Source organism: Bartonella sp. AA1HLJMS, from assembly GCF_042197445.1.
Lineage (GTDB): Bacteria > Pseudomonadota > Alphaproteobacteria > Rhizobiales > Rhizobiaceae > Bartonella.
The window spans coordinates 170172-194812 of record NZ_JBHIRW010000001.1; the positions used below are offsets into that span (position 1 = coordinate 170172).

The 24641-nt window shown below is 36.8% G+C and carries 16 protein-coding genes; 9 read left to right on the forward strand and 7 right to left on the reverse strand.

Translation table 11 applies throughout. The annotated features are described in order from the left end of the window. Window positions 1–383: 383 nt before the first annotated feature. Window positions 384–1289 (forward strand): transporter substrate-binding domain-containing protein, encoded by a 906-nt coding sequence (locus ACFIQE_RS00675; protein ID WP_375611372.1) that lies wholly within the window; start codon window positions 384–386, stop codon window positions 1287–1289. 11 nt (window positions 1290–1300) lie between these two features. Here ACFIQE_RS00675 and ACFIQE_RS00680 read toward each other — a convergent pair whose 3' ends face one another. Then, window positions 1301–2833, reverse strand: a complete 1533-nt coding sequence (locus ACFIQE_RS00680; RefSeq protein WP_375611373.1) for a YifB family Mg chelatase-like AAA ATPase — start codon at window positions 2831–2833, stop codon at window positions 1301–1303. A 409-nt stretch (window positions 2834–3242) separates the two neighbouring features. Between ACFIQE_RS00680 and ACFIQE_RS00685 the strand changes: the two genes are divergently transcribed. The 3 genes from ACFIQE_RS00685 to ACFIQE_RS00695 all read left to right on the forward strand — a co-directional run bounded on the left by ACFIQE_RS00685 (window position 3243) and on the right by ACFIQE_RS00695 (window position 10542). After that, entirely contained in the window at window positions 3243–5207 is a 1965-nt protein-coding gene (locus ACFIQE_RS00685; RefSeq protein WP_375629174.1) for an autotransporter assembly complex family protein, read from the forward strand. Then, window positions 5207–9865: a translocation/assembly module TamB domain-containing protein gene (locus ACFIQE_RS00690; protein WP_375707188.1), complete on the forward strand. Its 4659-nt coding sequence runs from the start codon at window positions 5207–5209 to the stop codon at window positions 9863–9865. The genes ACFIQE_RS00685 and ACFIQE_RS00690 overlap by 1 nt, the downstream gene beginning before the upstream one ends. Window positions 9866–10419: 554 nt before the next feature. After that, on the forward strand, window positions 10420–10542 hold the full coding sequence (locus ACFIQE_RS00695; protein WP_375707189.1) for a hypothetical protein: 123 nt from the start codon (window positions 10420–10422) through the stop codon (window positions 10540–10542). Window positions 10543–12107: 1565 nt separating this feature from the next. Here the strand turns inward: ACFIQE_RS00695 and ACFIQE_RS00700 are convergent. The 3 genes from ACFIQE_RS00700 to infC all read right to left on the reverse strand — a co-directional run bounded on the left by ACFIQE_RS00700 (window position 12108) and on the right by infC (window position 14988). Beyond that, window positions 12108–13874 (reverse strand): ABC transporter ATP-binding protein, encoded by a 1767-nt coding sequence (locus ACFIQE_RS00700; RefSeq protein WP_375620868.1) that lies wholly within the window; start codon window positions 13872–13874, stop codon window positions 12108–12110. A gap of 64 nt (window positions 13875–13938) precedes the next feature. Beyond that, a complete protein-coding gene (locus ACFIQE_RS00705) occupies window positions 13939–14124 on the reverse strand; it encodes a hypothetical protein (protein WP_375620867.1) in 186 nt (61 codons plus the stop codon). Window positions 14125–14469: 345 nt separating this feature from the next. Then, window positions 14470–14988 (reverse strand): translation initiation factor IF-3, encoded by a 519-nt coding sequence (infC, locus tag ACFIQE_RS00710; protein ID WP_026500140.1) that lies wholly within the window; start codon window positions 14986–14988, stop codon window positions 14470–14472. A gap of 196 nt (window positions 14989–15184) precedes the next feature. Here infC and ACFIQE_RS00715 point away from each other — a divergent pair, with 196 nt between their 5' ends. The 3 genes from ACFIQE_RS00715 to dapE all read left to right on the forward strand — a co-directional run bounded on the left by ACFIQE_RS00715 (window position 15185) and on the right by dapE (window position 18137). Next, complete coding sequence (locus tag ACFIQE_RS00715) at window positions 15185–15964, forward strand: alpha/beta hydrolase (RefSeq protein WP_375620866.1); 780 nt, start codon at window positions 15185–15187, stop codon at window positions 15962–15964. Between the two features lie 31 nt (window positions 15965–15995). Then, window positions 15996–16742 (forward strand): M48 family metallopeptidase, encoded by a 747-nt coding sequence (locus tag ACFIQE_RS00720; RefSeq protein WP_375620865.1) that lies wholly within the window; start codon window positions 15996–15998, stop codon window positions 16740–16742. Between the two features lie 222 nt (window positions 16743–16964). Then, window positions 16965–18137, forward strand: a complete 1173-nt coding sequence (gene dapE / locus ACFIQE_RS00725) for a succinyl-diaminopimelate desuccinylase (RefSeq protein WP_375707190.1) — start codon at window positions 16965–16967, stop codon at window positions 18135–18137. 1603 nt (window positions 18138–19740) lie between these two features. Here dapE and hemW read toward each other — a convergent pair. Together hemW and rdgB are read right to left on the reverse strand one after the other, a co-directional pair. Beyond that, the gene (hemW, locus tag ACFIQE_RS00730; protein WP_375629182.1) at window positions 19741–20940 is read right to left on the reverse strand and encodes a radical SAM family heme chaperone HemW; all 1200 of its coding nucleotides are present in this window, start codon (window positions 20938–20940) and stop codon (window positions 19741–19743) included. Then, complete coding sequence (rdgB, locus tag ACFIQE_RS00735) at window positions 20937–21584, reverse strand: RdgB/HAM1 family non-canonical purine NTP pyrophosphatase (RefSeq protein WP_375629186.1); 648 nt, start codon at window positions 21582–21584, stop codon at window positions 20937–20939. Before rdgB ends, hemW begins: the two co-directional genes overlap by 4 nt. A 513-nt stretch (window positions 21585–22097) precedes the next feature. Between rdgB and hrcA the strand changes: the two genes are divergently transcribed. Together hrcA and grpE are read left to right on the forward strand one after the other, a co-directional pair. After that, a complete protein-coding gene (hrcA, locus tag ACFIQE_RS00740; protein ID WP_375629189.1) occupies window positions 22098–23168 on the forward strand; it encodes a heat-inducible transcriptional repressor HrcA in 1071 nt (356 codons plus the stop codon). 124 nt (window positions 23169–23292) lie between these two features. Beyond that, window positions 23293–23955 (forward strand): nucleotide exchange factor GrpE, encoded by a 663-nt coding sequence (gene grpE / locus ACFIQE_RS00745; RefSeq protein ID WP_375620861.1) that lies wholly within the window; start codon window positions 23293–23295, stop codon window positions 23953–23955. A 106-nt stretch (window positions 23956–24061) separates the two neighbouring features. Here grpE and thpR read toward each other — a convergent pair whose 3' ends face one another. Further along, window positions 24062–24601: an RNA 2',3'-cyclic phosphodiesterase gene (gene thpR, locus ACFIQE_RS00750; RefSeq protein ID WP_375707191.1), complete on the reverse strand. Its 540-nt coding sequence runs from the start codon at window positions 24599–24601 to the stop codon at window positions 24062–24064. Window positions 24602–24641: the final 40 nt, after the last annotated feature.

Here is a 24641-nt window from a genome sequence, read left to right on the forward strand (position 1 = left end):
GGTGCAACCTTAATATTGAGAAAACCCTCGGCATTTGAGGGGTATTTTTACTCTTTTCTTCAATAGTATCTATATACTTCCTAGGTTGTGATACGCAAGGAAATGGTCTTAATATTTTAAGGTACGCGGGATATTTTGATAAAATAAAGTGTACCACTAAAGTATATACAGCTTATTTCTTATATTAAAAAATTAAATCGCTTTTCTCTAAAATTACTTTTTATATATTCATTTTGGAAAATTAACATCAGAAATCTAAGCATTTTCAATGGTTTCAAAAATAGCAAGAATTTTATTTATTAAACGCCAGATATTTTGGTGAAGTGCGTTAGATAATAGTTAAGAAGTGTTGCATCTTAGTTTTGAAAAATGGGGGAGAGATTTTGAAAATAAAAAAATCTATATATGTGAAACATCTTCAATTGCGTTTACAGTACTTTTTATTCAATAATCCATACAATATTTTTATTCGTATTTTATTTGTAGCAGGGGGGGTTCTATTTTCCTCTTACGCAGAAGCTGAAAGGCTGCCTTCTTTTTTTGATTCGCATGAACATTTGGTACAACCTGATACAACGGATATCTTTCGTTTGCGTTTTGTAACAACTTTTGATTTTCCTCCTTTTAATTTTATTGATCAATCGGGGTATCTTGCAGGTTATAATATCGATTTATTGCGCGCTATTTGCTCAAAATTAAAATTAGAGAAGCTTTGTGAAATAGAAGTGATTCCTTGGAAAGAGCTTTTAGAACATGTTAAAAATGGTGGTGCAGAAGTCATTATTGCGGGTTTAAAAGAAACAAGTAAAACCCAGCAAGATCTTGTTTTTACAAAGTCATATTTGCGCTTTCCAGCGCGATTTGTTGCTTCTCGACGTTTAAATCTCGATGAGCCAATAAGCGATCAATTGATACATTTAACCAGTGGTGTTTTGTCTAAAAGTGTTCACGAAAAACTCTTTCAATATTATTTTCCTAAAGCCAAATGGCAAGGGTTTAAAAAGAGAGAAGAGCTCTATAAAGCATTACAAGAGCGTAAAATTGACCTTATTTTTGATGATGGATTTGCTTTATCATTATGGTTCAAAAAACAAAAATCTGTTGATTGCTGCCATTTTGTTGGGGGGGCATATATGGCGCCACAGTTATTGGGGCAAGGAATGCAGCTTGCTGTTGCAAAAAAGAATGAAAAATTGGTTGATATACTCAATTATGCGCTGAAATCTCTAGAAGAGGATGGTAAACTTACAGAACTTTATTTGCGTTATTTTCCAATAAGTTTTTTTTGATGAGTAGTTTTTTAATTAAGGGCTGTTAATCTTTCTGCGCCTAGTCGATAGGAAATAGCTTCTGCGAGATGATAGCGTGAAAGAGTATCTGATCCGTCAAGATCAGCAATTGTGCGTGCAACTTTGAGAATGCGATGATAAGCGCGTGCGGAGAGGTGCATTTTTTCACTCACATCTCGTAAGAGTATGGTCGCACTTTTATCAGGAATGGCAATCTGTTCTATAATTTTGGCAGGGCAATCGCCATTGGTACGAATATGATCAAACCCCATTGTTGAAAAACGTTTAGCTTGAATGGTACGGCACCGTGCGACGCGTTTGGCAACGTCGCAGCTTTTTTCTGATTGTTCTGGTTGCATAAGGTCCATAGCCGTCAAAGCAGGGACATCAATCCGTAAATCAATTCGGTCAAGCAGAGGACCAGAAATACGGGACTGATAATCGATTTGACAGCGTATCCCTTTAGGGCAAACATGGTCTTTTTCGCCTGCCATACCACAACGGCAAGGATTCATTGCGGCAATAAGTTGGAAGCGAGCAGGATAGCTAATATGGTGATTAGCGCGGGCGATAACTGACTCCCCACTTTCTAAAGGTTGACGAAGAGAATCAAGAACCTGTGGAGAAAATTCAGGCAATTCATCAAGGAATAACACACCATTATGAGCAAGGGAGACCTCTCCCGGTCGTCCTTTAAGCCCTCCACCAATCATTGCGGCCATGGAAGCAGAATGATGTGGGGAACGAAAGGGACAATGAAGTGAAATGGTATTATGAACCGTTTCTCCTGTAATAGAAGCAATCAGAGAGACATCTAAAAGCTCACGGCTATCAAGAGGTGGCAAAATGGAAGGTAAGCGTTGCGCTAGCATAGATTTTCCAGCACCAGGGGGACCTACAAACAAAAGGTTATGGCGTCCAGCAGCACAAACTTCTAAGGCACGTTTGGCTGTTTTTTGTCCTTTGATTTCGCAAAGATCTGGAAGTTCAGTTTCGATAGTATATTGGCGCGGTTGTGGACGTTTTTGAATTTGGGTTCCTTTGAAATGGTTGACTATAGTGAGCAGAGTCTCTGGGGCAAGAATATTTATTTCTGCATTTGCCCATGCTGCTTCAGGTCCACATTGGAAGGGACAAATTAGTCCTTTATCGAGTGATAAAGCTGTCATGGCAGCTGGTAAAACACCATTAACGGCGGTAAGTGAACCATCCAGTGATAATTCTCCTAAAATGACATAGTCTTGAGCTACTTCGGGAGGGAGGATTCCCATAGCAAGCATTAAGCCTACGGCGATTGGCAAATCATAATGCGATCCCTCTTTAGGCAAATCAGCTGGTGCAAGATTAATCGTAATTCGTTTAGTAGGCATAGAAAGTCCACAAGCGTGGAGGGCTGCTTGTACACGTTCACGGCTTTCTGCAACTGCTTTATCAGCTAATCCAACAATAGCCATTCCTATTTTACCAGACGAAATCATAACCTGTACATCGACAGGGACTGCCTCTAGACCGCGAAAAGCAACAGTTGTAATACGTGCGATCATTTATTTATTTTCCCCCTTTAGACTTGGTAGAGACAATCATATCTATTTATAAAAATCAAGAAGCATCTCTATAGCTTTTTTTATAGAGAGAACTATATACGTGGGCAGTTTTTTAGCATTCCCATGGAAAGTCATTTGTACAAATTTAACCATGATGATATGGGACGCAATAAAACATTTATAATAAGCTAAATAAATATGTTAAGAAAAAAAGAATGAGGCTGTTCGTGTTATACAACAGTGTAAAATTTTATGAAAATATAAGGGGAGGATAACGTTATGTATCGCAGAGTGTTATTTGATGTGATAAAACGTGTAAAATGTGCAAAGTAATTATATTTACCTTTCTTATTTTTATATTATTTCAAAGCGTAGTAGATGCAAAGTGTATTATAAGGTATCTGATTTTATGGTATACCAGACAAGAATTTTGTTAAAATCAGGGACTGTGCGCTGTGTATTTATAGGCTTGTGTTTTACTTTTTCTTTTCCACAGCCACTTGCTGCATTTGATTTTTTCGGCATCCCTCTTTTTGGTCAAAAGAAAACAAATTCTTCTTCACATTATGCCAAAAGTACAGAGAAATTTTATAAAGTTGATGTTGTTGCACCGCCAGGTGCACCATTAGAAGGTATAAAAATAGTTAAATCTGTTTCTTCTCTTGTTGCTGATAAAGAGAAAGCATCCGCCAGTTCTTCTGGTTTGCTCGCCAAGGCGCGTTCAGATTATCGAGCAATTCTTTCTGCTCTTTATGCTGATGGACGCTATGGTGGTGTTATTAGTATTAAAATTAATGGCTTAGAAGTCGCTGATTTAAGTCCGGTAACTCAACTTCCAGCACAATCGAATATCGTTATTACAATTAATGCTGGTCCACAATATGTTTTTAGTATTGCCAATATTGATAAAGTAGCTCCGTTTGAAAAACGTAAAGCGCATAAAATGCCCACAATTGAAGAATTGGGCTATAAAGTTGGGGCTATTGCTAAATCTGAAACCATTTTGAAAGCAGAAAAATGGGCGATAGAAGGATGGCGGCAACAAGGTTATGCTAAAGCTAAAATTATGAAGAGTGAGGTCGTGGCTGACCATGCTGCGTTGCGTGTTGAAGGACGGATTGTTGTTGCTCCTGGACAAAAGGCTTATTATGGTCCTTTAAGTGTGCGTAATATAAGTAAGAAACCACGTGTAGATTCAGCTTATATCGCGTGGATGACCGGATTGAAACCAGGGCAGATATACGATTCTGATGCGTTAGCTAAGGCAAATGAACGTCTTGCGCGCCTTGGTGTTTTTCGTGCTATCAATATACGTGAGGCTGATACTATTAATCTAGATGGTAGTTTACCGCTTGCACTTGTTGTACAAGAACGTAAACCGCGTCGTTTTGGTGTAGGCGGTAGCTATTCAACTTTAGACGGTGCTGGTTTTGAGACTTATTGGATGCATAACAATCTTTTGGGTCATGCAGAGACTCTTAAAATTGAAACAAAAATAAGTGGTGTTGGTAGCAATAAAAAGCAATCATATAATTTTAAAAATTTTGATTATCTTTTCGGTGCTACATTTGTAAAGCCCGGTGTACTCACGCCAGATACAGATTTCAGGTCAGAATTAAAAATACAACAAGATGTTTTAGAAAATTATACGACAAAAGCCATCAAAGGAAAATTAGGTATTACGCATATTTTTAATGGTAATCTATCGGGACAGGCTGCTGTAGAAGTTTCAAATGGTTATTCACGTGATATCTATTTTGGGAGCCGTAATTTTACAACAATCGGTTTCCCTAGCGGTTTGATTTACGATAGTCGTAATAATAAGTTTAATGCAACAAAAGGTTTATATGGTGAAGTTTTCATTGAGCCTTTTTATGAGATGCGTTTTAGCAACTTTGTTGCAAAAGTAACAGCAGAAGGTCGTTCTTATTGGGCGTTGGATGAAGGGGATCGTTTTGTTGTTGCTGCGCGGGCAAAGCTTGGTGCAATTCTTGGGAATGATGCAGCACAAGTACCCGCAAATACGCTTTTTTTTGCTGGTGGTGGGGGCTCTGTTCGTGGTTATGCTTACCGTAATATTGGTATCAAAACAGAAAATGATGGGGTTGTTGGTGGACGGGCGCTTATTGAGGGGTCAGCAGAATTGCGTGTTTCTTTAAATGATAAAATAGGGTTTGTCAGTTTTCTTGATGGAGGTTTAGTCGGGGAAAAGGCGAATTTTGATTTTTCTCAAAAAATTAAATGGGGAGCCGGTATAGGAGGTCGTTATATGACGGGTCTTGGTCCTTTACGCGTTGATTTAGCCTTTCCTTTAAAGAGAGAGAAGGGTGACCCTCGCATTGGTTTTTATGTGGGTATAGGGCAAGCATTTTAATGAAAAAAGGTGTACATTTATCAGCTTTCTTCTTTGTATTTTTGTTTTTTGGGGTGGGTGGTTTTGTTTTTGCGCAAAGAGGAGACATTCTTCCCTCTAGCGAAATGAAAACAGATGATCGCTCATGGTTTGTTTCTTTAATTGAACGAAAGCTTTCAGCGCCTAATCGTCAAGTTCGTTTACACAATATGCAAGGGACACTGTCTTCTCAAACATCAATTGATACTATTACTGTCAGTGATAAAAAAGGGGTTTGGCTTAAAATTACCAATGCTAAAATGGATTGGAATCGTCTAGCGTTGCTGAGAGGACGGATGGATATTAACCAGCTTTCGGCAGAACAGGTTACATTTTTACGCAAACCGCAAGGCAATTCTTCTTTTGTTTCTTCCCTTGAGACTGGTAAATTCTCTTTACCAAAATTACCGCTTACTCTTTCTATCAATACGCTTACAGCTCAACATGTGACATTTGAACAGAATCTTTTTGGTTTTTCTGCTGATATGTCCTTAAAAGGCAATTTCACCTTGGCTGGTGGTAATTTTGATGTCGATATAGCGGCGCATCGTTTAGATGCACCGGGTTCTTTTTCTGTTCTCACCAAGATATCTGATAGTAATCGTACAGCTCAAATTGATATTTCTGCTAACGAACCACAAAATGGTATTTTGGCGAATATTTTTAACATTGAACAACGTCCAGCATTAAGTCTCGTCGTGAAAGGTGATGGTACTTTTGATGATTTGGTTATCAAACTTTCTTTAGAGTCCGATCATCATTCTATTTTAGATGGTAATGTTATTCTTGCAAGTGTTCCAGAAGGACAGAGTTTTTCTACGAAATTAGAGGGAACACTGAGCCCTTTAATACCTGTTCAATATCGTAGTCTCTTCGAATCTGATATAACATTAAAAGCAAAGGCAAGAAGAACAAAAGAAGGTGTGACACACCTTGATCAGATGGTTATTCAGAACAAAGCAATGAATGTTATAGCCAATGCTGAAATAACCGCCGATGGATTCTTGCGACGGCTTTTTGTTGATGGCAAAATGGCTCTTGATAACGAAAAGGAGTCTATTCATTTACCTATATCAGAAGTGCCAAAACCTGCGAATACTCTTGCTTTGAACATTGACTATGGTCGCGAAGGTCAACAATCTTGGAATGGGCGGTTGGTTGTAAATCATTTAAGCAATAAAAATATTTATATTCGCGATGCAATTTTTGATATGGGAGGAGTAAGCGAAAATCTTGATAATGCAGCTTCTCGTCATGTTGGTGTTCAGGTTAAAGGGACGCTTCAAGGGGTTAAAAAGATTAAGGGAGCGTTAGTAGAAAATTTAAGCCAAGCGGTTCATGTGCATTTAGATACGGATATTGTTTCGAACAAACCAATTTTGATTCATGATCTGAGTGTTACGGCTCAGGGTTTTTCTTCTTGGTTAAAAGGGACAATGGAGAATTTTGTTTTTAAAGGCGATCTCGGTTTAAAAGCTCAAACATTAACTCCTTTGGAAGTGTTCAGTAAACAATCACTTTCTGGTAATGCAGATATTAAAGCCAAAGGAACGATCAGTTTATTGAGTGGCATTTTTGATCTCCAATTATCAGGAATGGCTGACGATATGAAAATAGGCGTGCAGTCTTTTGATCGTTTATTCAAAGGAAATACTACTCTTTCAGGTGGCACTGCTCGAAATACAAAGGGCTTCACTTTACGTCATTTTAATTTGAAAAATCAATATACAAATATAGAGGCTAATGGTTATTTTTCAGATGAAAGCGCTAAAATGGATCTATCTGCTCAAATATCTGATTTGTCCAAATTAGACTCAAAGATAAGTGGTGCACTTACAATTCAAAGTACGGCGAGAGGGCGCAATAGCCATATAAAACTAAATACGCGTGCCCATATTTCTGAAGCATTAATTGTAGGGAAGAAACTTCAAAACACAACATTTAACATAGATGCATTTGTAGATAATACAGCACCAGTTACTTCTTTAACAGGGGTGGTAAAGGGTGAAGGAATTTTTGCTAAGAAACCTTTGCATTTATCGGCCTCTTTTGAAGATTCTCATAAAATTCGAAAACTTGAAAATATCGATATTAGAGGGGGAAGTGCAAAAATAACGGGTGATCTTTCTCAACAACTTGGCGGTTTTTTGAAAGGAGCGCTGCATATTGATGCCGATGATATTTCCGTACTTTCAGCGTTATTTTTGCAGGATGGTAGTGGAAAAGTAAAAGGAGATTTTATTTTTGATGAACAAAATGGCAGACAAAAAACCAATGTGAAGGCGCATGTTAACCATTTGAATTTTTCCAAGAATAAAATAAAAAAATTGGCAATAGATGCTGACATATTCGATCCTTTTGGCATGACTCAGTTTGAAGGAGTTATCAATGCAGAACATATTCAAACACCTTTGGTAATGGTCAATCGTTTAAATGCTCACGCTGATAGGAATAATGGACAAACGGTTTTTACTGTCCAGGCGACGTTGCATGATACTCTCAATGCACGGCTTTCTGGTCGTTTAATGGTTGAGGAACTTCCAGAAAGTATAAAACGAGAAGTGCAAATTGAAGCTGTGGACTTAAAACAACATACTTTTCATGCGACATTGCCGAAGCCATCTATAATCTCTTTTGATAAAGATGGAATGACAATCAATGAATTAGGAATTGCAATAAATGGGGGCAACATCATCTTAGCAGGAAATATTCAAGATACCCTGAATTTACAACTTACAATGAATGCCCTTCCTGCTACTTTAGTCAATTTGTGGAAATCCGATCTTGGTGCAGCAGGGAGTGTAACAGGGCAGGTTATGATTCGTGGTCATTTAAAAAAACCTGATATAACTTACGATATAAAAGGTGAGGGACTGACAACCGTTGCTTTTCAAGATAAAAAAATTATGCCTTTTTCTCTTTCTGCCACGGGAAACACTGTAGATCAAAATCTTACTTTGAATGCAAATTTAACAGGAGAAGGAGTACAAGCACAAGCTCAGGGGCGTGTATCTCTAGAGAAAAATGCGCTTGATCTTCGTATTAATTTGCAAAATTTATCTGCACGTTTGGCGAATGGTTTTATTGCAGGACAAGCGCTTGATGGGACAGTGATAGGTAAAGTTGATATTGGTGGAACAATGAAGGATCCATCTGCTCATTTTGAGCTTTCTAGTCAAAATTTAACCGCTATGACGCATAAAGGACCGATGTCAATCAATATAAATGCTCGTGGTTCTTATAAAAAATCGACATTTCATATTGAAAATATGATAGCTACTGGAGATAAAGGATTAGATCTTTCCATCCATGGGCCTGTATCTCTTAATGGTTCAGAGGCAAAATTAAACGTTAAAGGGATAATGCCTCTTGATTTTGTTAATCTCTTATTAGCTAAGCGTGGTGCACATATAACGGGTACAGCAAGAATTGATACAGCTCTTAATGGGTCATTATCAAAACCACAATTGATAGGAAATATTTCTATAGGCGACGGTAGCTTTTTTGATTCACAAACAAATGTAGGATTGAATAATATAACAATTGAAGGCAAATTGAAAGGTGATCATATCCTTATAGAAAAAGCTTCAGCTTCTTCGTTTGAGGGGGGAGGAATTTCTGCTTCAGGTCGTATCTCTAATGGTCTAGAGACAGATTTGATATTTCATCTTGATAATGCCAATTATAATGATGGTTCTATGATTCTGGCAACATTATCAGGTGAGATGACAATGACAGGTCATTTTTTAAATAGTCTTGTTCTTGGTGGTGATATCATCGTTGAAAAAGCTGAAGTTTTTGTTCCTGATCATTTTAAAAATGCCAAGTTTCTTGATGTTAGAAATAAGAATTTAACTAAATCGATTCAAACAACACTTGAACGTGCTGATGTTAAGAACACGAACAAAAGCAAAAGCCGTATAGTTACACAAGAATCTTCATCTGTCGTGCTATCAAATATGCGTATTACAGCACGCAATCAATTTTTTGTACGCGGAAAAGGCTTAGATGCTGAACTGGGAGGACGCATTAATCTAGCAGGTCCATTGAATGATGTGCATCCAGTTGGTGAATTTAGAATGATTCGTGGACGTTTTGATATCTTGTCGCAACGTCTTAATTTTGATCAAGGACAAGCGAGTTTTAGTGGTAATCTTAATCCTACGGTTTATTTTGTAACCAACAATAACAGTGGTGATATTCGCGTCACTGTAACTGTAAGTGGGACGGTTGATAATCTTGATATTAATTTTTCATCACAACCAAATTTGCCTCAGGATGAGATTTTGGCGCGTTTGATTTTTAAACGCTCTCTTAATGAATTATCACCATTTCAGATTGCTCAACTTGCAGCAGCAGCGGCTGATCTTGCAGGTAGTTCTAATACATCTTTGTTGAATACTTTACGAACTAAAATTGGACTTGATGATCTTGATGTTATCGTTAATGAGAAAGGGAATACAGGCTTACGTATTGGACGCTACATACACAATAATATTTATTTGGGCTTTGAAGCAGGGTCTGATGGAACGACGAAAGGGACAATTAATTTAGATATTTCGCGTCATCTCAAAGCTAAAGGTGCCATAGGAAATGAACAAAATTCTAGTATAGGTCTCTTTTATGAAAGAGATTATTAAAGATTGAATTTTAAAAAAACAATTTCTTCGTTTTTTGTCTCTCATTTCTAAATCTGAGGAAGGAGGCATAGACTAGAAATCCTATAAAAGAAGAAGCTTTTTGTTGAGGCGTGAAGAGATATATCTGAAATATTTGATTTTTGTTATGCTATTCTCTAAAGGGACAAAATCTTCACGAAAGATAGTATGTTATTTTGCTGCTATATATTTATTTTAGAGAAATACCTTACCTTGTTTTCAAGCCCATATCGTGCTGTTGCCTAAAGAATGTAGTGTGTGCAATATATTGATTTATAAAGATAATTTATTGTTATTCAACTTGAATTAGAACTTTGAATATCGTACGAATCTCTTTCGTATTGAATCAATCAAAATCATTCGGCTTGTATGCTACAAGCGGAGAATCCTGTGTGGATAAAACTATTAAGAAATAACTAAAAATGCCTCTTATGAATCATCTCGAGAGCTAAGAGCTGTCGCAACATTAGGGACTGGCAGAATAGTGTGAGTGGTGCCGGCTTGTTACTCCATAAGCGTAAAGATAGAGGGGGTTAATGGATTTATCGTTATACAATTCACGAATGTTATTGCGAATGGGCTTAGGGAAGACTTTGAGAGAGATCTCTTTAAAACAAGTACGTGAATTTGCAACACAATGGCATTCTGTTTTTACGTGAAGGACATGATTCCATTAAAGACCGTCAAAAACGTGAGGCAAGCAGAGAATTCATAAGATATCGATTTTATTGTCAAACGCATTTAAAGCAATATTTTTTAATAATAAAAATTACCTATTATTTTAGATTTTGTTTATTGTGTCTGGAATAAGATCACTTTTCTTATAACGAATAGCTCCCCAAACAGAATACTCCAAAATATAACATTATTGTGTTGCAAGTTTATGTACTTGTTTTAAAGGAACATTTCTCAGTGTGCGCTTGAGTCTATTTCATAAGATTGCTTGTGAAATGGTATAAAGTATCTCTTATGAATGGTATAAAATCTACACTACCGTTATTAATAAAGGTATAAGTATTTACTAAAGCTATAAGCCGGCATTATCATTCTATTTTCCAGCTTCTCATGTTGCTGACAATCTTTTCACTTGAAAGTGTAGAGGTATTTTTATTGCTTATCTTAAGAGTTTTTATGCATATACCAATATCTCTTATGACGTACAACAAGCGCTTTTGATTGATTCATCATAAATATAAAGAAAATTTGCAATAAGCAAATTACATCTTATCTTTTGTTTAAGATATAAAATAACAAATTACGATTATAAATCAAAGTATTAAAATGTATATTAAAAGATATTTTTGTAAAAATATTTATCAGAATTATATGTCGTATTTTTCTATTTTAGCGGTTAAAAGAAAGAGGAATGTCATTTTGCTTTTCATCTGTTTTTTTACATATTGAAATTATAGCCTTATATAGGCACTAACGTTGTGCATTTATAAACTCTTCAAGCCGTTAAGGTATTGGAGGAATATCATTTTAGTTTCTAAATGTAGAAAAAGCAGCAAAGCTTGCTTTAAAGCAAGCTACAACAGTAAAAAAGTTTTATAATAAAACCTCTCTTATTTTTTCAATGTTTTTCTTTTAAACGGAGTGTATCTATAATTTGCAACACAATTTATAATTGTTAGCTTATTCTGTTGTACCATAAAAGACCGACATTTGAGGTGTGGTGATATAAGGTATGTAAGCCTTTTTGACACAGTATTCTGAAAGCACGTGGTGAATATTTAGGGTAAGCCTTGTATAAGTGAATCACATAAGTTGTTATCAAGAGGAATGAGCTCAATAAAAATCTAGATTGTTTACAGATCAGATTGGGTAGAGTCTTTGTCCTTTAAAAGTTGTGTGGAGAAAAAAATTATCAGTGCAGGGATAAACACGGATAAAGGTTGTATTAATCCAGATTCATCATCATCCGCGATAATTTTTTCAAACTTTTATGCTTTCTCTTTCAGGATTCACAACACTTATGAATGTTTCAACACTTATTTGAGGAAGGGAAGGGGTTTTTGAAATTTCATGGTTAAAGTCAATTGCATTCAACAAAATAGCGAGTAAAGTTTTCATCTAAATCCAAGAAGTTTATTTTCAATAAACCATAAATTCTTTGCCAACTTTGATTAAAGTAATGCTTTTTCGTGGTAACAAGTCTTTTTTATAAATGGAGCATTACCTTCTATCCATTTTTTATTTCAAATTTTATTTAAGGATCTAGAAATTAGGAGGTATGTTTTTTGAACTGGATATTATGAAGTTTTTTATAGAACCCATGTTCTTTTGCTAGCAATTCTTTTTGAGTACCTTGTTCAATCAGTTGTCCATTTTGTATGACCACAATTTTATGAGCACGAGCAATCGTTGAAAGGCGATGAGCAATAATGATCGTTGTGCGTCCTTTAGTAAGGTGATGAATAGCTTCATTAATTTGTGCTTCGGTGTGTGAATCGAGCGCACTTGTTGCTTCATCAAGAATCAGAATTTCACTATCGTGAATCATTGCTCTAGCGATAGCGAGTCGTTGTTTTTGCCCCCCTGAAAGATTACAGCCATTATCACCTATCTGTGTATCATAACCATTTGGCAAACTCATAATAAAGTCATGAGCATTTGCTGCTTTTGCTGCTTCGATAATTTCGTCATCACTAGCTCCTTCTTTTCCAAGCCCGATATTATATTTAACAGTTCCTTGAAAGAGAAAAGTATCCTGTCCTACATAGGCCATCAGGTTTCTCAGAGAGCGAAATGTTGTGTAGCGAATGTCTTGATCATTAATCAATATGCGTCCTTTTGTGGGGTCATAGAGGCGCATAATAAGGTTGATAAGGGTTGATTTTCCCGAACCGGATGGTCCCACCAATGCTGTCATTTTTCCGGCTTCTATTTCTAGGTTGATGTCTTTCAATATCATTTTGTTATTAGTGTATGCAAAAGAAACATGTTCGAAACGAATAGTTCCTTGCGTTTTATTCAGATCTTTAGCTTCTTTATGTTCTACAACTGTAAGGGGACAATCGAGTATTTCAAACATCGTACGGATATTGACCAAGCCAGATTCAATTTTAACACGTACATTTGCTAGTCTTTTTGCGGGTTCATAAGCTAAAAGTAAAGCAACAATAAAGGACATAAATTCACCTTGAACACCTGCGCGTTGGGTTGCAAGATAACCGGAAAAACAAATAATACCTGCAATGGCAACACCCGTGAGTGTTTCCATAATTGGATTGGTAATAGCTTCGAGTGTTGCAATACTGTTTGTTTGTTTTTCAACATCACAAATGGCTTTGTCCATCCGTTTTTTCATGACTTCTTCTAGTGAAAAGGCCTTGATGATTCGAATACCAACAGCCGTTTCCTGTACGATTTTGATAATTTCACCAAGTGAAAGGAGCTCTTTTTCCATCAAGCTGCGAACGCGTTTTAAAGCCATTCGAACGCCTAAAAAAGCTAGTGGTCCTACGATTAAAGTAATGGAGATTAACACAAAGTTTTGAATGAACATGACAAGCAACAGACCACTAACGGAAAGCAAATCACGTACAAAAGTTGTGATAATAGTATCAATTATATTACGTACGGCTGTCGCGTTATGAGTTACACGAACAAGAAGATCAGATGAAGTGTTATTATGATAAAAAGAGACACCTTGTTCCATAAGTCGTGCAAAAATTTTACGCTGTTGTTCAGCAATGATACTATTGCCTGCTTTGTTTAGAAAGTAAGTTTGGAAAAAAGTTGCAACTCCTTTGAGAATAAAGATAAAAGCAATGAAGCTAGAAATCAAAACAATCATAGGAAAATTTTGTGCATCAATAATCTGATTAACAACATCCCGCATAATCCATGCACTGGTTGCTGTGGTACAAGAAATGATGATCATTGAGAAGATAGCCGCACTGTACCAACGCATATGTTTACGAAAATTTTCTCGCAAAAGGCGGATAATAAGATGTTTGTCAAAAGAGGAAATTTGTTTTTTAGCCATGAAGAGCTTCTATATTCTCTCATTATTTTATGCAAGATTGAAACACTCTTAATTAAAAAGCCCCTTAATCTTTTTTACAAAAATAGCTTTTTCTTTCAAGGTTCATCACATCAATTTCACGACGGTGAGAGTGAAGAATGTAGTTCAAAGTTTCTGTAAAAGGTATAACGAAAATTCGTTGTTCATCATTATTTTTAGTTTTCAATAAAAGATACCGGTGAGTTTCACTGTTGTATTTACCAATTTCCATATTGTGATAGCCTTTGGCACTTGAAATGGCTCACAAAAAACATTTCTGCTTTTTTAATAATTTTTATGTATCATCTCCATTTGTGATGTGTAAGCAAACAATTTTGCCGCATTGCATGATAAAAGAGCTTGAAATAAGAAGACCTTACGATGTTTGAGCTTTCTCATTAATATGCAAAATGACGAATTCTTCTTATAAATTGATAAAGCATTATTAAACTCTTAAAAGGATTTATACACATTTATAAAACCTTAAAAGCACCACAAAAATTCTATGTGGTGCTTCTAAATAATACTATACACATCATTTTGATGCGTTGCATGCGAATATTATTCCAATGCAAAACTATTTAGGTGCTATCACCATCATCATTTGCCGGCCTTCAAGCTTTGGCTCCAATTCGATTTTGGCAATTTCACTTGTATCTTCTTTCACACGCTGAAGAAGCTTTAATCCAAGATCTTGGTGAGCCATCTCACGACCACGAAAACGCAAAGTAATCTTTACTTTATCACCATGATCAATAAAGCGATGAACAGCCTTGAGTTTGACTCCATAATCATGGACATCAACATTTGGGCGCATCTTAATCTCTTTGATTTCGATGACTTTTTGCTTCTTACGTGTTTCAGCAGCTTTTTTTTGGGTTTGATATTTTAATTTTCCCAAATCGATGATTTTACATACAGGCGGCTCCGCATTTGGTACAATTTCAACCAAATCAAGTCCCGCATCTGCAGCCATAGCAAGAGCTTCTTGTATCGCAACAACTCCCTGATGTTGTCCCTCATCATTGATAAGCTGAACATGAGGTACCCGAATATCCTGATTTGAACGTGGTCCGTCTTTTTGGGTAGGTGTCATTTTAAACGGTTTACGAATGGTTTATGCTCCTTAAATTTTGATTCAACTACAGTTAATTTAATATACAATTATGTACCTAAAAACAACTATAATTCGTGTTATTTTCATTATTTGATTTATTACTTTTTGGAATGATTTAGATTATAAAAGTTTTTCTCTTAATTTAAAGAATTTGTTTTATAGAGGATAAAAAATCATGGATCAAAATATTCCTTGTCAGTTTTTTTCATTTGAGAACACCGCACTTGCAGTACGCTATCGCAAGGGGCGCCAATCTCCAGGTTTGGTTTGGCTTCCTGGCTATCAATCCGATATGTTAGGAAGTAAGGCAGCGTTAGTTGATCAGTTTGCTCAGAAGAATGATTTGTCTTGTTTACGTTTTGATTATTCTGGACATGGAGAATCTGAAGGTGATTTTTTTCAAGGAACAATTTCGCGTTGGGTTAAGGAAAGTTTAGCGACTTTTGAAACCTATTGTGAGGGTCCACAAATTTTGATTGGTTCCTCTATGGGGGGGTGGATTGCGCTAAGGCTTGCAATGATGCTAGCACAGAAAAATAAGAAGCTTGCTGGCATGATATTGATTGCTCCAGCACCTGATTTTACACAAACATTGGTGGAACCAAAATTAGGCCCAGAAGAATGGAAGGTTTTGGAAGAAAAAGGCTATATTGAACGACCTGCAGTTGATGATACAGAGCCAATGCCCTTTACAAAAACATTGATTGAAGATGGGCGCGAAAATTGTGTTATGAAAGGATGCATTGATGTTGGGTGTCCAGTCCATATTCTACAAGGGATGGAAGATGAAGATATTCCCTATCAGCATACATTGACTTTACTTGATCATTTACCTCTCCATGATGTAACATTGACACTTGTTCGTGATGCAGATCATCGCTTTTCTCGTCCACAAGATTTAGATTGCCTTGAAACAGTATTGAGATCTTTTATTAATCAGATTAATGCAAAGTAAGGGGTACATTTATTGATGAAGATAAAAATATATGAGCATTTCTAAACAGCATTTTATTTTTTCTGAGCGTTTTGTACCTGTACGGGTGCGGGAAAATAAGTATGCGCGCCGTCTTACCTTACGTATTGATGCCAGAAGTCAGGAGATTTGTGTAACAACACCACCAGCAATAAATCTCTATGCGGTTGAAAATTTTATTGAAAAGCATCGATCTTGGATTGAGGCACGTCTTGCTCATGTACAAATCTCTCATAAAAATGCTTATCTCAAAGAAGGGGCGACAATTCCCTTATTGGGTGTTTCTCATACCATAAAGCATAGAGAGGGACGTGGGGTAACAGAAATCATTACAGCAGATGCGGAGCAAGGGCCTGAAATTATTGTTTATGGTCAATTAGAATATCTCCCAAGACGCATTGCTGACGTTTTGAAAAAACAAGCGGCGCTTATTATAACGCCTTTGGTGGCACATTATGCTCATCAGGTAGAGCGTAAAGTCAAATCCATTTGTTATAAAGATACGAGAAGTCGTTGGGGCTCTTGTTCAATCGATAAGCGTCTTTCTTTTTCTTGGCGCCTTATTATGGCACCAAAAGAAGTTGTTGAGTATGTTGTTGCCCATGAAGTTGCTCATCTTGTTGAAATGAATCATGGGCCAAGATTTTGGGCTCTTTGTGAAGAGCTATGTCCTGATAGTAAAACATATCGTGCTTGGTTGAAAGAAAATGCTCCTAGACTGCATGCAATTAATTTTGATTCATATAATTTAGAGGCGTAAAAAACTTTCAAATGAAGGCAATATTTAACGGAACTTTTTGTTGAGTGTTTTGTTGAGTGTTTGCTTGCTCATGCATAATGAGGAAGCCATTGAAGCTCTCAGCACGATTGTTCTCCCCTGCTTGGTTTGCTGAGTGTCTTCAATGTTTTGCTTTATCTTTTTTGTAATTCAGCGTAATAACCCTAAGTTCCGATGACTTATAAAAAAATGGGAAGGTTTTTTATGTCTGTTCTTACAGATCCACTTCAGCTATTACAGGCACTTATTCGTTGTCCTTCTGTTACACCTCATGAAGCAGGGGCTTTATCAACTTTGGAACAATTTTTAAAAAAAATGGGATTTCACGTCGATCGCCCTGTTTTTACGGATAAAAATACAGATAATGTTGAAAATCTTTATGCAAAAATGGGAAGTGAAGGACCCCATCTTATGTTTGCGGGTCATACGGACGTCGTACCGCCAGGTGCATTGGAAGATTGGACTTATCCACCTTTTGAAGCTGTTATAGATCAGGGGAAATTATATGGGCGGGGTGCTGTTGATATGAAGGGTGGTATCGCTTGTTTTATTGCGGCTCTAGCGCGAGTTCTTGAGAAACGATCCATTAAAGGAAGGGTAAGCCTTTTAATTACTGGTGACGAAGAGGGGCCTGCTGTTAATGGTACGGTAAAACTTCTCAAATGGGCAGAAAAAAAAGGCGAAAAATGGACTGCGGCTCTTGTGGGAGAACCAACAAGCGTAAAGACTGTTGGTGATATTATCAAAATTGGTCGCCGCGGATCGATTTCTGGTGTCATTACCGTGAAGGGTCGCCAAGGTCATGTTGCTTTTCCAGAAAGGGCTGCCAATCCTTTGCCTTTGGCAAGTAAGCTTATTCAAGCATTGACACAAACCGTTTTAGATAAAGGGACAGAAAATTTTCAACCCAGTAATTTAGAGCTAACAACCATCGATACCGGTAATTTAGTGGTCAATGTTATTCCAGCGCAGACAACGATTCATTTTAATATACGCTACAATGATCTTTGGACAAAAGAAACACTGATGAAGGAAATTGAAAAGCGTCTTGCTTTGGTACAATCAAAAAACAATGGTGACCAATATCCCTCTTATCAGCTTGAATGGATTCCAAGTTTAGGAGATGTTTTTTTGACCAAAAATGATAAACTCATTCAAACTTTATCCAATGCTATTAAAAGTGTAACAGGGAATATACCAGAATGTTCCACTTCTGGTGGTACTTCAGATGCACGATTTATTAAGGATTATTGCCCAGTGGTCGAATTTGGTTTACCGGGGCAAACGATGCATATGGTAGATGAGTGTGTAGCCCTTGATGCAATAGAAACACTTACTACTATTTATGAGCGTTTTATTATTGAATTTTTTGCATAAAGAAAAGGTTGCTGGTTCAAAAATACCTTTATCTTGTTGTGCCATAAGATATTGCCATTTATGGTGTGGTGATACGAGACTCGTAAAACTTAATATATTAAGTAGTCTTAGAGTAAGTAATGAATATTCTTAAGTTGGGATTCTTGCCTGTAGAGTCTTTAGTTAAGTGAATTACATAATTGAAAAGCCAAAAGAGATCTGCTTGAAGAAGCAGAACTGTTTAGACCATATTGGATTGAAAATATTCGTTCTTTAAAGTGTAGAAAGGAAGTCACACGCAATCATATATGGAAAACAATGAATATTATATCATCATTGTGTGATGACAGGTTGATGCCATAAAGACACACAAAAACATGCTACTATTGTAAAAAGTTCGTACAACATAAATGCGCTCATTCACAGCTCATGTTTTGATATGTTTTCTGCACTCGCATAAAAGGTACTTCTTGTTCCTATAGACTTTCTTAGAATAAAGACTATAGGAAAAGCGCTTTAAGTTTGTTTTATTTCATATATTTTACCTTGCTTTTTTTGTCCCCAAGAACTTCCGTTGCAAATCATTACGAGATAGAAGGTGAGCGTATTTAATCAGCTTTAATCTTGGTTATGATAAAGATACACAGAATTTTTTTGTAGCAGCACGTTGATTTCTTTAACCAAAGATTGTCCTAGTATTATTCTCAATTTTTTAATTAAATAACCTTAAAGGACGGGTACAGACACTTATAAGCATATACGCATACAAGTAAGATCATATGAGATTAACATCGTTTCGCTCGCTAACAAAGCAATACCGATTCATATTTAGTATATTTGCCATTTGAGCACATTATTTGTTTAGTAAAGCTCATGATGTTGCTGTTACCTATAAATTAATACGATCATACAGCCGCGTATCTCAAATAAATATTGGTTCAGTATTTTTTGCGATAACAGCTTTTATATGACAGAATAGGATAAAAGCATTGTGTATATCTATTTTTTGTAATCTCTGAAACAGACATACAACCACAACCTGATTGAGGGGAAATATAAAGGTATAAAGGTGAAAATCAGCGTTCTTTTTTACTTTCTCTTTTATTCAGCTTTACGGTTTTCAAAATTATCTAGAGTAATATCTTTTTAAATAATCAGAAATTGATGCATGGTTTCATGTTTATTTCTCTGGTTCTTTTAATGGTGCCACGATTTCATAAAGAAAAAATACATTATCGTATTATGCATTCACGTACTTGTTTTAAAGAAATTTTCTTAATGTTTGTCACATTTGTGCTACTACGGTGCTTATGAATGTTGTAATATAAAATCTATAATGCCTCCCCATCTTTATGTTTATGAAAAATAAAGTTAGAGCACCATACACTTTCTAGCTCAAAATATTACAATAGCTTTTAGCACTTAAGAGTGTTCATAAGAGGCCTTTTTACTCCTTTTTTATAGTTTTTATCCACATGCTTCTCTATTTTTAAGGTGTAAGCAAATGGCGATAACTAACTTGCTATAAATAGTTTTGAAATGAAAGAATCTCACAATATTCTAGTCTCACCTTGCTATGAAAAATGATAATTATGATTAAAATAAGTATGTTGTTATAAAAATTTTAATTTGCGAGTTGGCTGATGATGTGATCAAGAACAATACGTCCTTTGGCTGTTGCTTTTAAGCGTTGGTTATCGACCATTTCTATCAATTCTTGGTGTTGTAACTCGATCAGTTTTTCCATAGGGATGCGTTTGGGACTTAAGGTTTCATAGCGTATAAGTTCTAAGCCTTCGCAAAGGCGTAATCCCATAAGGAGCATTTCATTTGCCTGTTGTTCAGTGGTTAAATGTTCCGTTTCAATACAGCCATGTCCTGTTGTTTCTACCAAATTAAGCCACTGTTCGGGATGCTTTTCATTTATTGTGACATAACGTTCGCGGTTTTCAAGGTGTGATGACAATGTTTTTGAACAGAAAGAGGAATGATTCGGTGTATGCTCAATGAAACGTCCATGTGCTCCTGGACCAAAGCCTGCATATTGGTGATAACGCCAATAAAGAAGATTGTGTGCTGATTCGGCACCGGGCATTGCATGGTTTGAGATTTCATAGGCAGGAAGTCCATGTAGTGCCGTTATTTCTTGAGTAAGATGATACAGATCTGCTGCTAGCTCTGATGGGGGAAGGATAAGTTTTCCTGCATCATGAAGGCGTTTAAAGGCGGTTCCTTCTTCGATCGTCAATTGATAAAGGGAAAGATGGTCTGCTGCCAAATCAATTGCTTGGGAAATTTCAGATTTCCATTCTTCGAGGGTTTGTTCGGGGCGGGCATAAATGAGATCAAAGGATAAACGTGGAAAAATTTGTCGTGCTAAAGCAATGGCACAAAGAGCTTGTTCCACATTATGGAGTCGGCCAAGTTTGCGCAATGCTTTATCATTGAGCGCTTGTATTCCTAGAGATAAGCGATTAACACCTGCCGCACGGTATCCACGAAAGCGCTCTGCTTCCACACTGGATGGATTAGCTTCTAATGTAATTTCAACTTTATCATCGACTACCCATTTTTTTGCAAGTGCTTGCAATAGGGCATCGACAGTTTGTGGCTCCATAAGAGAGGGGGTTCCTCCACCAATAAAAATACTTGTAATATGGCGTGGTCCTATTTTGTGGTATTGCGTTTCTATTTCGCGCTTAAAGGCGGTGACAAAACGTGGTTGATCAACACCATGGATGCGAACATGCGAATTAAAGTCACAATAAGGACATTTAGCTGCACAAAAGGGCCAATGAATGTAAATGCCGAAAGGTTCATTCATGAGAATGCTAAAAGGTTTTCTGCTAAAAGTTTGAAAGCACGTGCGCGATGTGAAAGAGGGGGAAGATCATTGCGTTTCCAGTTGTGTTTTTGTTCTGTTGACATTTCTCCAAAGGTATTTTCACATCCATCTGGTAAAAAAATAGGATCAAAACCAAAGCCTTTATCTCCCCGTGGAGGCCAAATGAACGTTCCTTCAACGCATCCACGGAAGTAATCTGCATGAGCATCAGGCCATGCAATGCAAATGACGGATATAAAACGGCATTTCCGTTGACTTTTTTCTCGTGCTCCGACTTTTTGGAGTTCATTTTCTATTTTTTTCATAGCTTTTGGAAAATTACGTGTACCATCGGCTTGAATTGCCCAATCAGCGGTATAAACGCCTGGCGCACCCTCCAATGCATCTACCTCTAAGCCTGAATCATCAGAGAGGGCAGGAAGTCCTGTTTTTTTTGCTGCTGAAAAAGCTTTAATATAAGCATTTTCTTCAAATGTTTTTCCCGTTTCTTTTGGTTCTGGCAAGCCTAGTTCTTTTGCCGATTGTATTATTAAACCGAAAGGCGTAATTAAAGTAGTGATTTCATGCAATTTTCCAGTGTTATGTGTAGCAATGACAAGTTTTTTATCTGCTATGCTTCTCATATAGATTTCTCCAAAAATGAAAGGGGAATTATTTTTGTGCTAAAAAACGGTTTAAATGCTCATATACACACATTCTGCTTGATTTCACATAATATGATTATTTTACACGTTTTATGATATTTTATTCCAATAAAATTTTTTATCTTGCACGAAGATAACCTTGCAAAGATAGGGAAGACATGTCTTTTTTATGATAGCATTTTATGGTAAACTTCCAATTTTCTGCTTGCTCTAAAGGGTGAAATTTTCTATTTACAGCGATTTTTAATCAATCTAGATTCTCTTGACAAGTCCCTACAGCAGACCACTTTACAGATCAATTCTTAATCTTAAATATTTCTCACACACTCTAACAAAAATATTTCCTGCGTAATTTATCAAGCATCACTCTGAAAGGTAGCATTTTACAGCTCAATAGGATAATATGTTTTTATACTACTTTAGACTATTTGACCAAACCTTGGCAAAACTTATATAAGAGATGAGGATTTTAAAAGTAGTGAAACAGTTGTGATGAAGCACAAAACTATTGATAATGAACTAAAATATCTTGATGAACGTTCGCGTGATATTTTTCGCCATATTGTTGAAGCTTATCTTAATGATGGTGAACCTGTAGGATCACGTAATCTTTCGCGGCTTTTACAACAGACATTATCGCCTGCGACGATTCGCAATGTGATGAGTGATCTTGAACATCTCGGTTTGATTTATGCACCACATGTTTCTGCGGGTCGAATGCCAACACAATCAGGTTTACGCTTTTTTGTTGATGCATTTATGGAAGCGGGTGATTTGCCAAACGAAGAGCGAGAAAATATTGAAATGCAAGTCAAAGAGGCTGGTCATGCACAATCGGTTGAACATTTTCTTGTTCAAGCAAGCCGAGTTCTTTCAGATCTTTCACGTGGGGCAGGGCTTGTTTTAGCAACAAAACAAGAAGGAACATTGAAACATATTGAATTTGTGCGCCTTGATAGGGAGCATGCTCTTGCCGTTTTGGTGACTCAACAAGGTGAAGTTGAAAATCGTATTGTTCATTTACCGGAAGGGGTTACTCATGCACAATTGACGGAAGCAACGAATTTTCTCAATGCCCATATCCAAGGGCGTACATTGAGTGAAGCTAAAGGAGAAATTGCCCGCTTATGCGCAGAAACACGGGCTGCACTTGATGATTTATCGCATCATCTTGTTGAAACGGGATTAGCTCTTTGGGGAGGAGAAGGTGCTGATCATAAAATACACCTCATTGTTCGCGGGCGTAGCAATTTACTTGAAGATGTGAAAGCAGAAGAAGATTTAGAACGATTACGCCATTTGTTTGATGATCTTGAAACGCGTGAAAGTATGGCACAACTTCTCGATTTAACGGATGAAGGTTCTGGGGTTAGAATTTTTATTGGTTCAGAAAATAAGTTATTTTCACTTTCTGGTTCTTCTTTAGTTGTAGCACCTTATCGTGATTCACAACAAAGAGTCATTGGTGCTTTAGGTGTTATTGGTCCTACACGGCTTAATTATGCAAGGATCGTGCCCATGGTTGATTATACAGCTCAACTTGTGTCACAGTTATTGCGTTAAAACGATGCAAGTAAGTATTTGTACTATAAAAGCTCATTGTATTATATACATCGATACCCCTTGATTTTTGTCTGTAGAATTTCGATATCGAGAATAACGAATCTTATGAAGGAATAAAATTTTTATGTCTGATGAAAAAAACAAATTTACTGACGCTTCATTTGAAAATTGTGATTTAAAAAATCCAGCTGATCGTAATACACTTAAACAGGCAGCCGATGAATTTTTAAAAACACATAAAACAGAGGAACACGAAGTCGTTGAAACAGAAAGCAATGAGGTTAGTGATCTTTTAGCGTCTTTGCAGGATGAAAATAAAGAACTGAAAGATCAGCTTTTACGTCTTGTTGCAGATATGGAAAATCTTCGACGCCGTACTATGCGAGATGTGGCGGATGCAAGAGCTTATTCCATTGCTAATTTTGCACGGGATATGTTATCGGTTTCTGACAATCTCAATCGTGCTTTGGAAGCTATTCCAGAAGGTGCACGGGAGAGTGATGCTGGTTTGAAATCATTGGCAGAAGGCGTTGAAATGACTGAACGTGCCATGATGGCAGCATTAGAACGTCATGGGGTGCAAAAAATTCATCCAGAGGGGCAAAAATTTGATCCTCACTTTCATCAAGCGATGTTTGAAATTCCCAATGCTGATGTTCCAGATAATACTGTTCAACAAGTGGTTCAGGCAGGTTATATTATCGGGGAAAGGGTGTTACGTCCAGCTATAGTGGGTGTAGCCAAAGGAGGAGCAAAAGAAACTTCTGTTGAAGATGATTCGGCTTAAAACACATCAATAACAAACCTCTATCGTAAAATGCAGTATTCCCTGCAGTTTCATATATATAGGGTCTTTTCTCAAAGAGTTTTTAAAGGGTGTGACAAACACCCTTTTATTTTTGAAGTGGCCAATTTCCTTTTACAACATACACGGCATCGCTTGAGGGAAATGGCGATGAAAATAAAACAAAATGATCAACCTCAAAAGGAGGAAATGAAAAATTCCTTCGAAAGAACAGATAAGGAACAAGGTCTTCAGGTTTAGTATCAAGCAGTCGCGCAATAGTAATATGTGGAGTAAATTCTCTTTCATCAGGTGTTAGACCTAAATGGCTACGGATAGATTGCATCTTTTCGTGTAGAAGATTGAGAGCTTTACAAGGTTTAATGCGAATAACAAGAGAGGGGGCAGTATTTTCTGAACCAAAAATATCAAAACCATCTATTTGTAGCATAAAAGGAGAGAGCTTTATTGTGTCAAAGGCGTGCATAAGTATATCTACGGTAGAACTTTCAACTTTGCCAAAAAAAGATAAGGTGACATGAAAATTTTGCGAATTAATCCACTGCGTATTTGGTAAGCCACTTTGCAACGACACAAGTTGTTGTGTTGTTTGTTGAGGAATTTGAAGGGCACTAAATAGACGACCCACAATATTACCTCTTTACAATGAAAAGATGCCACTCCAAGCA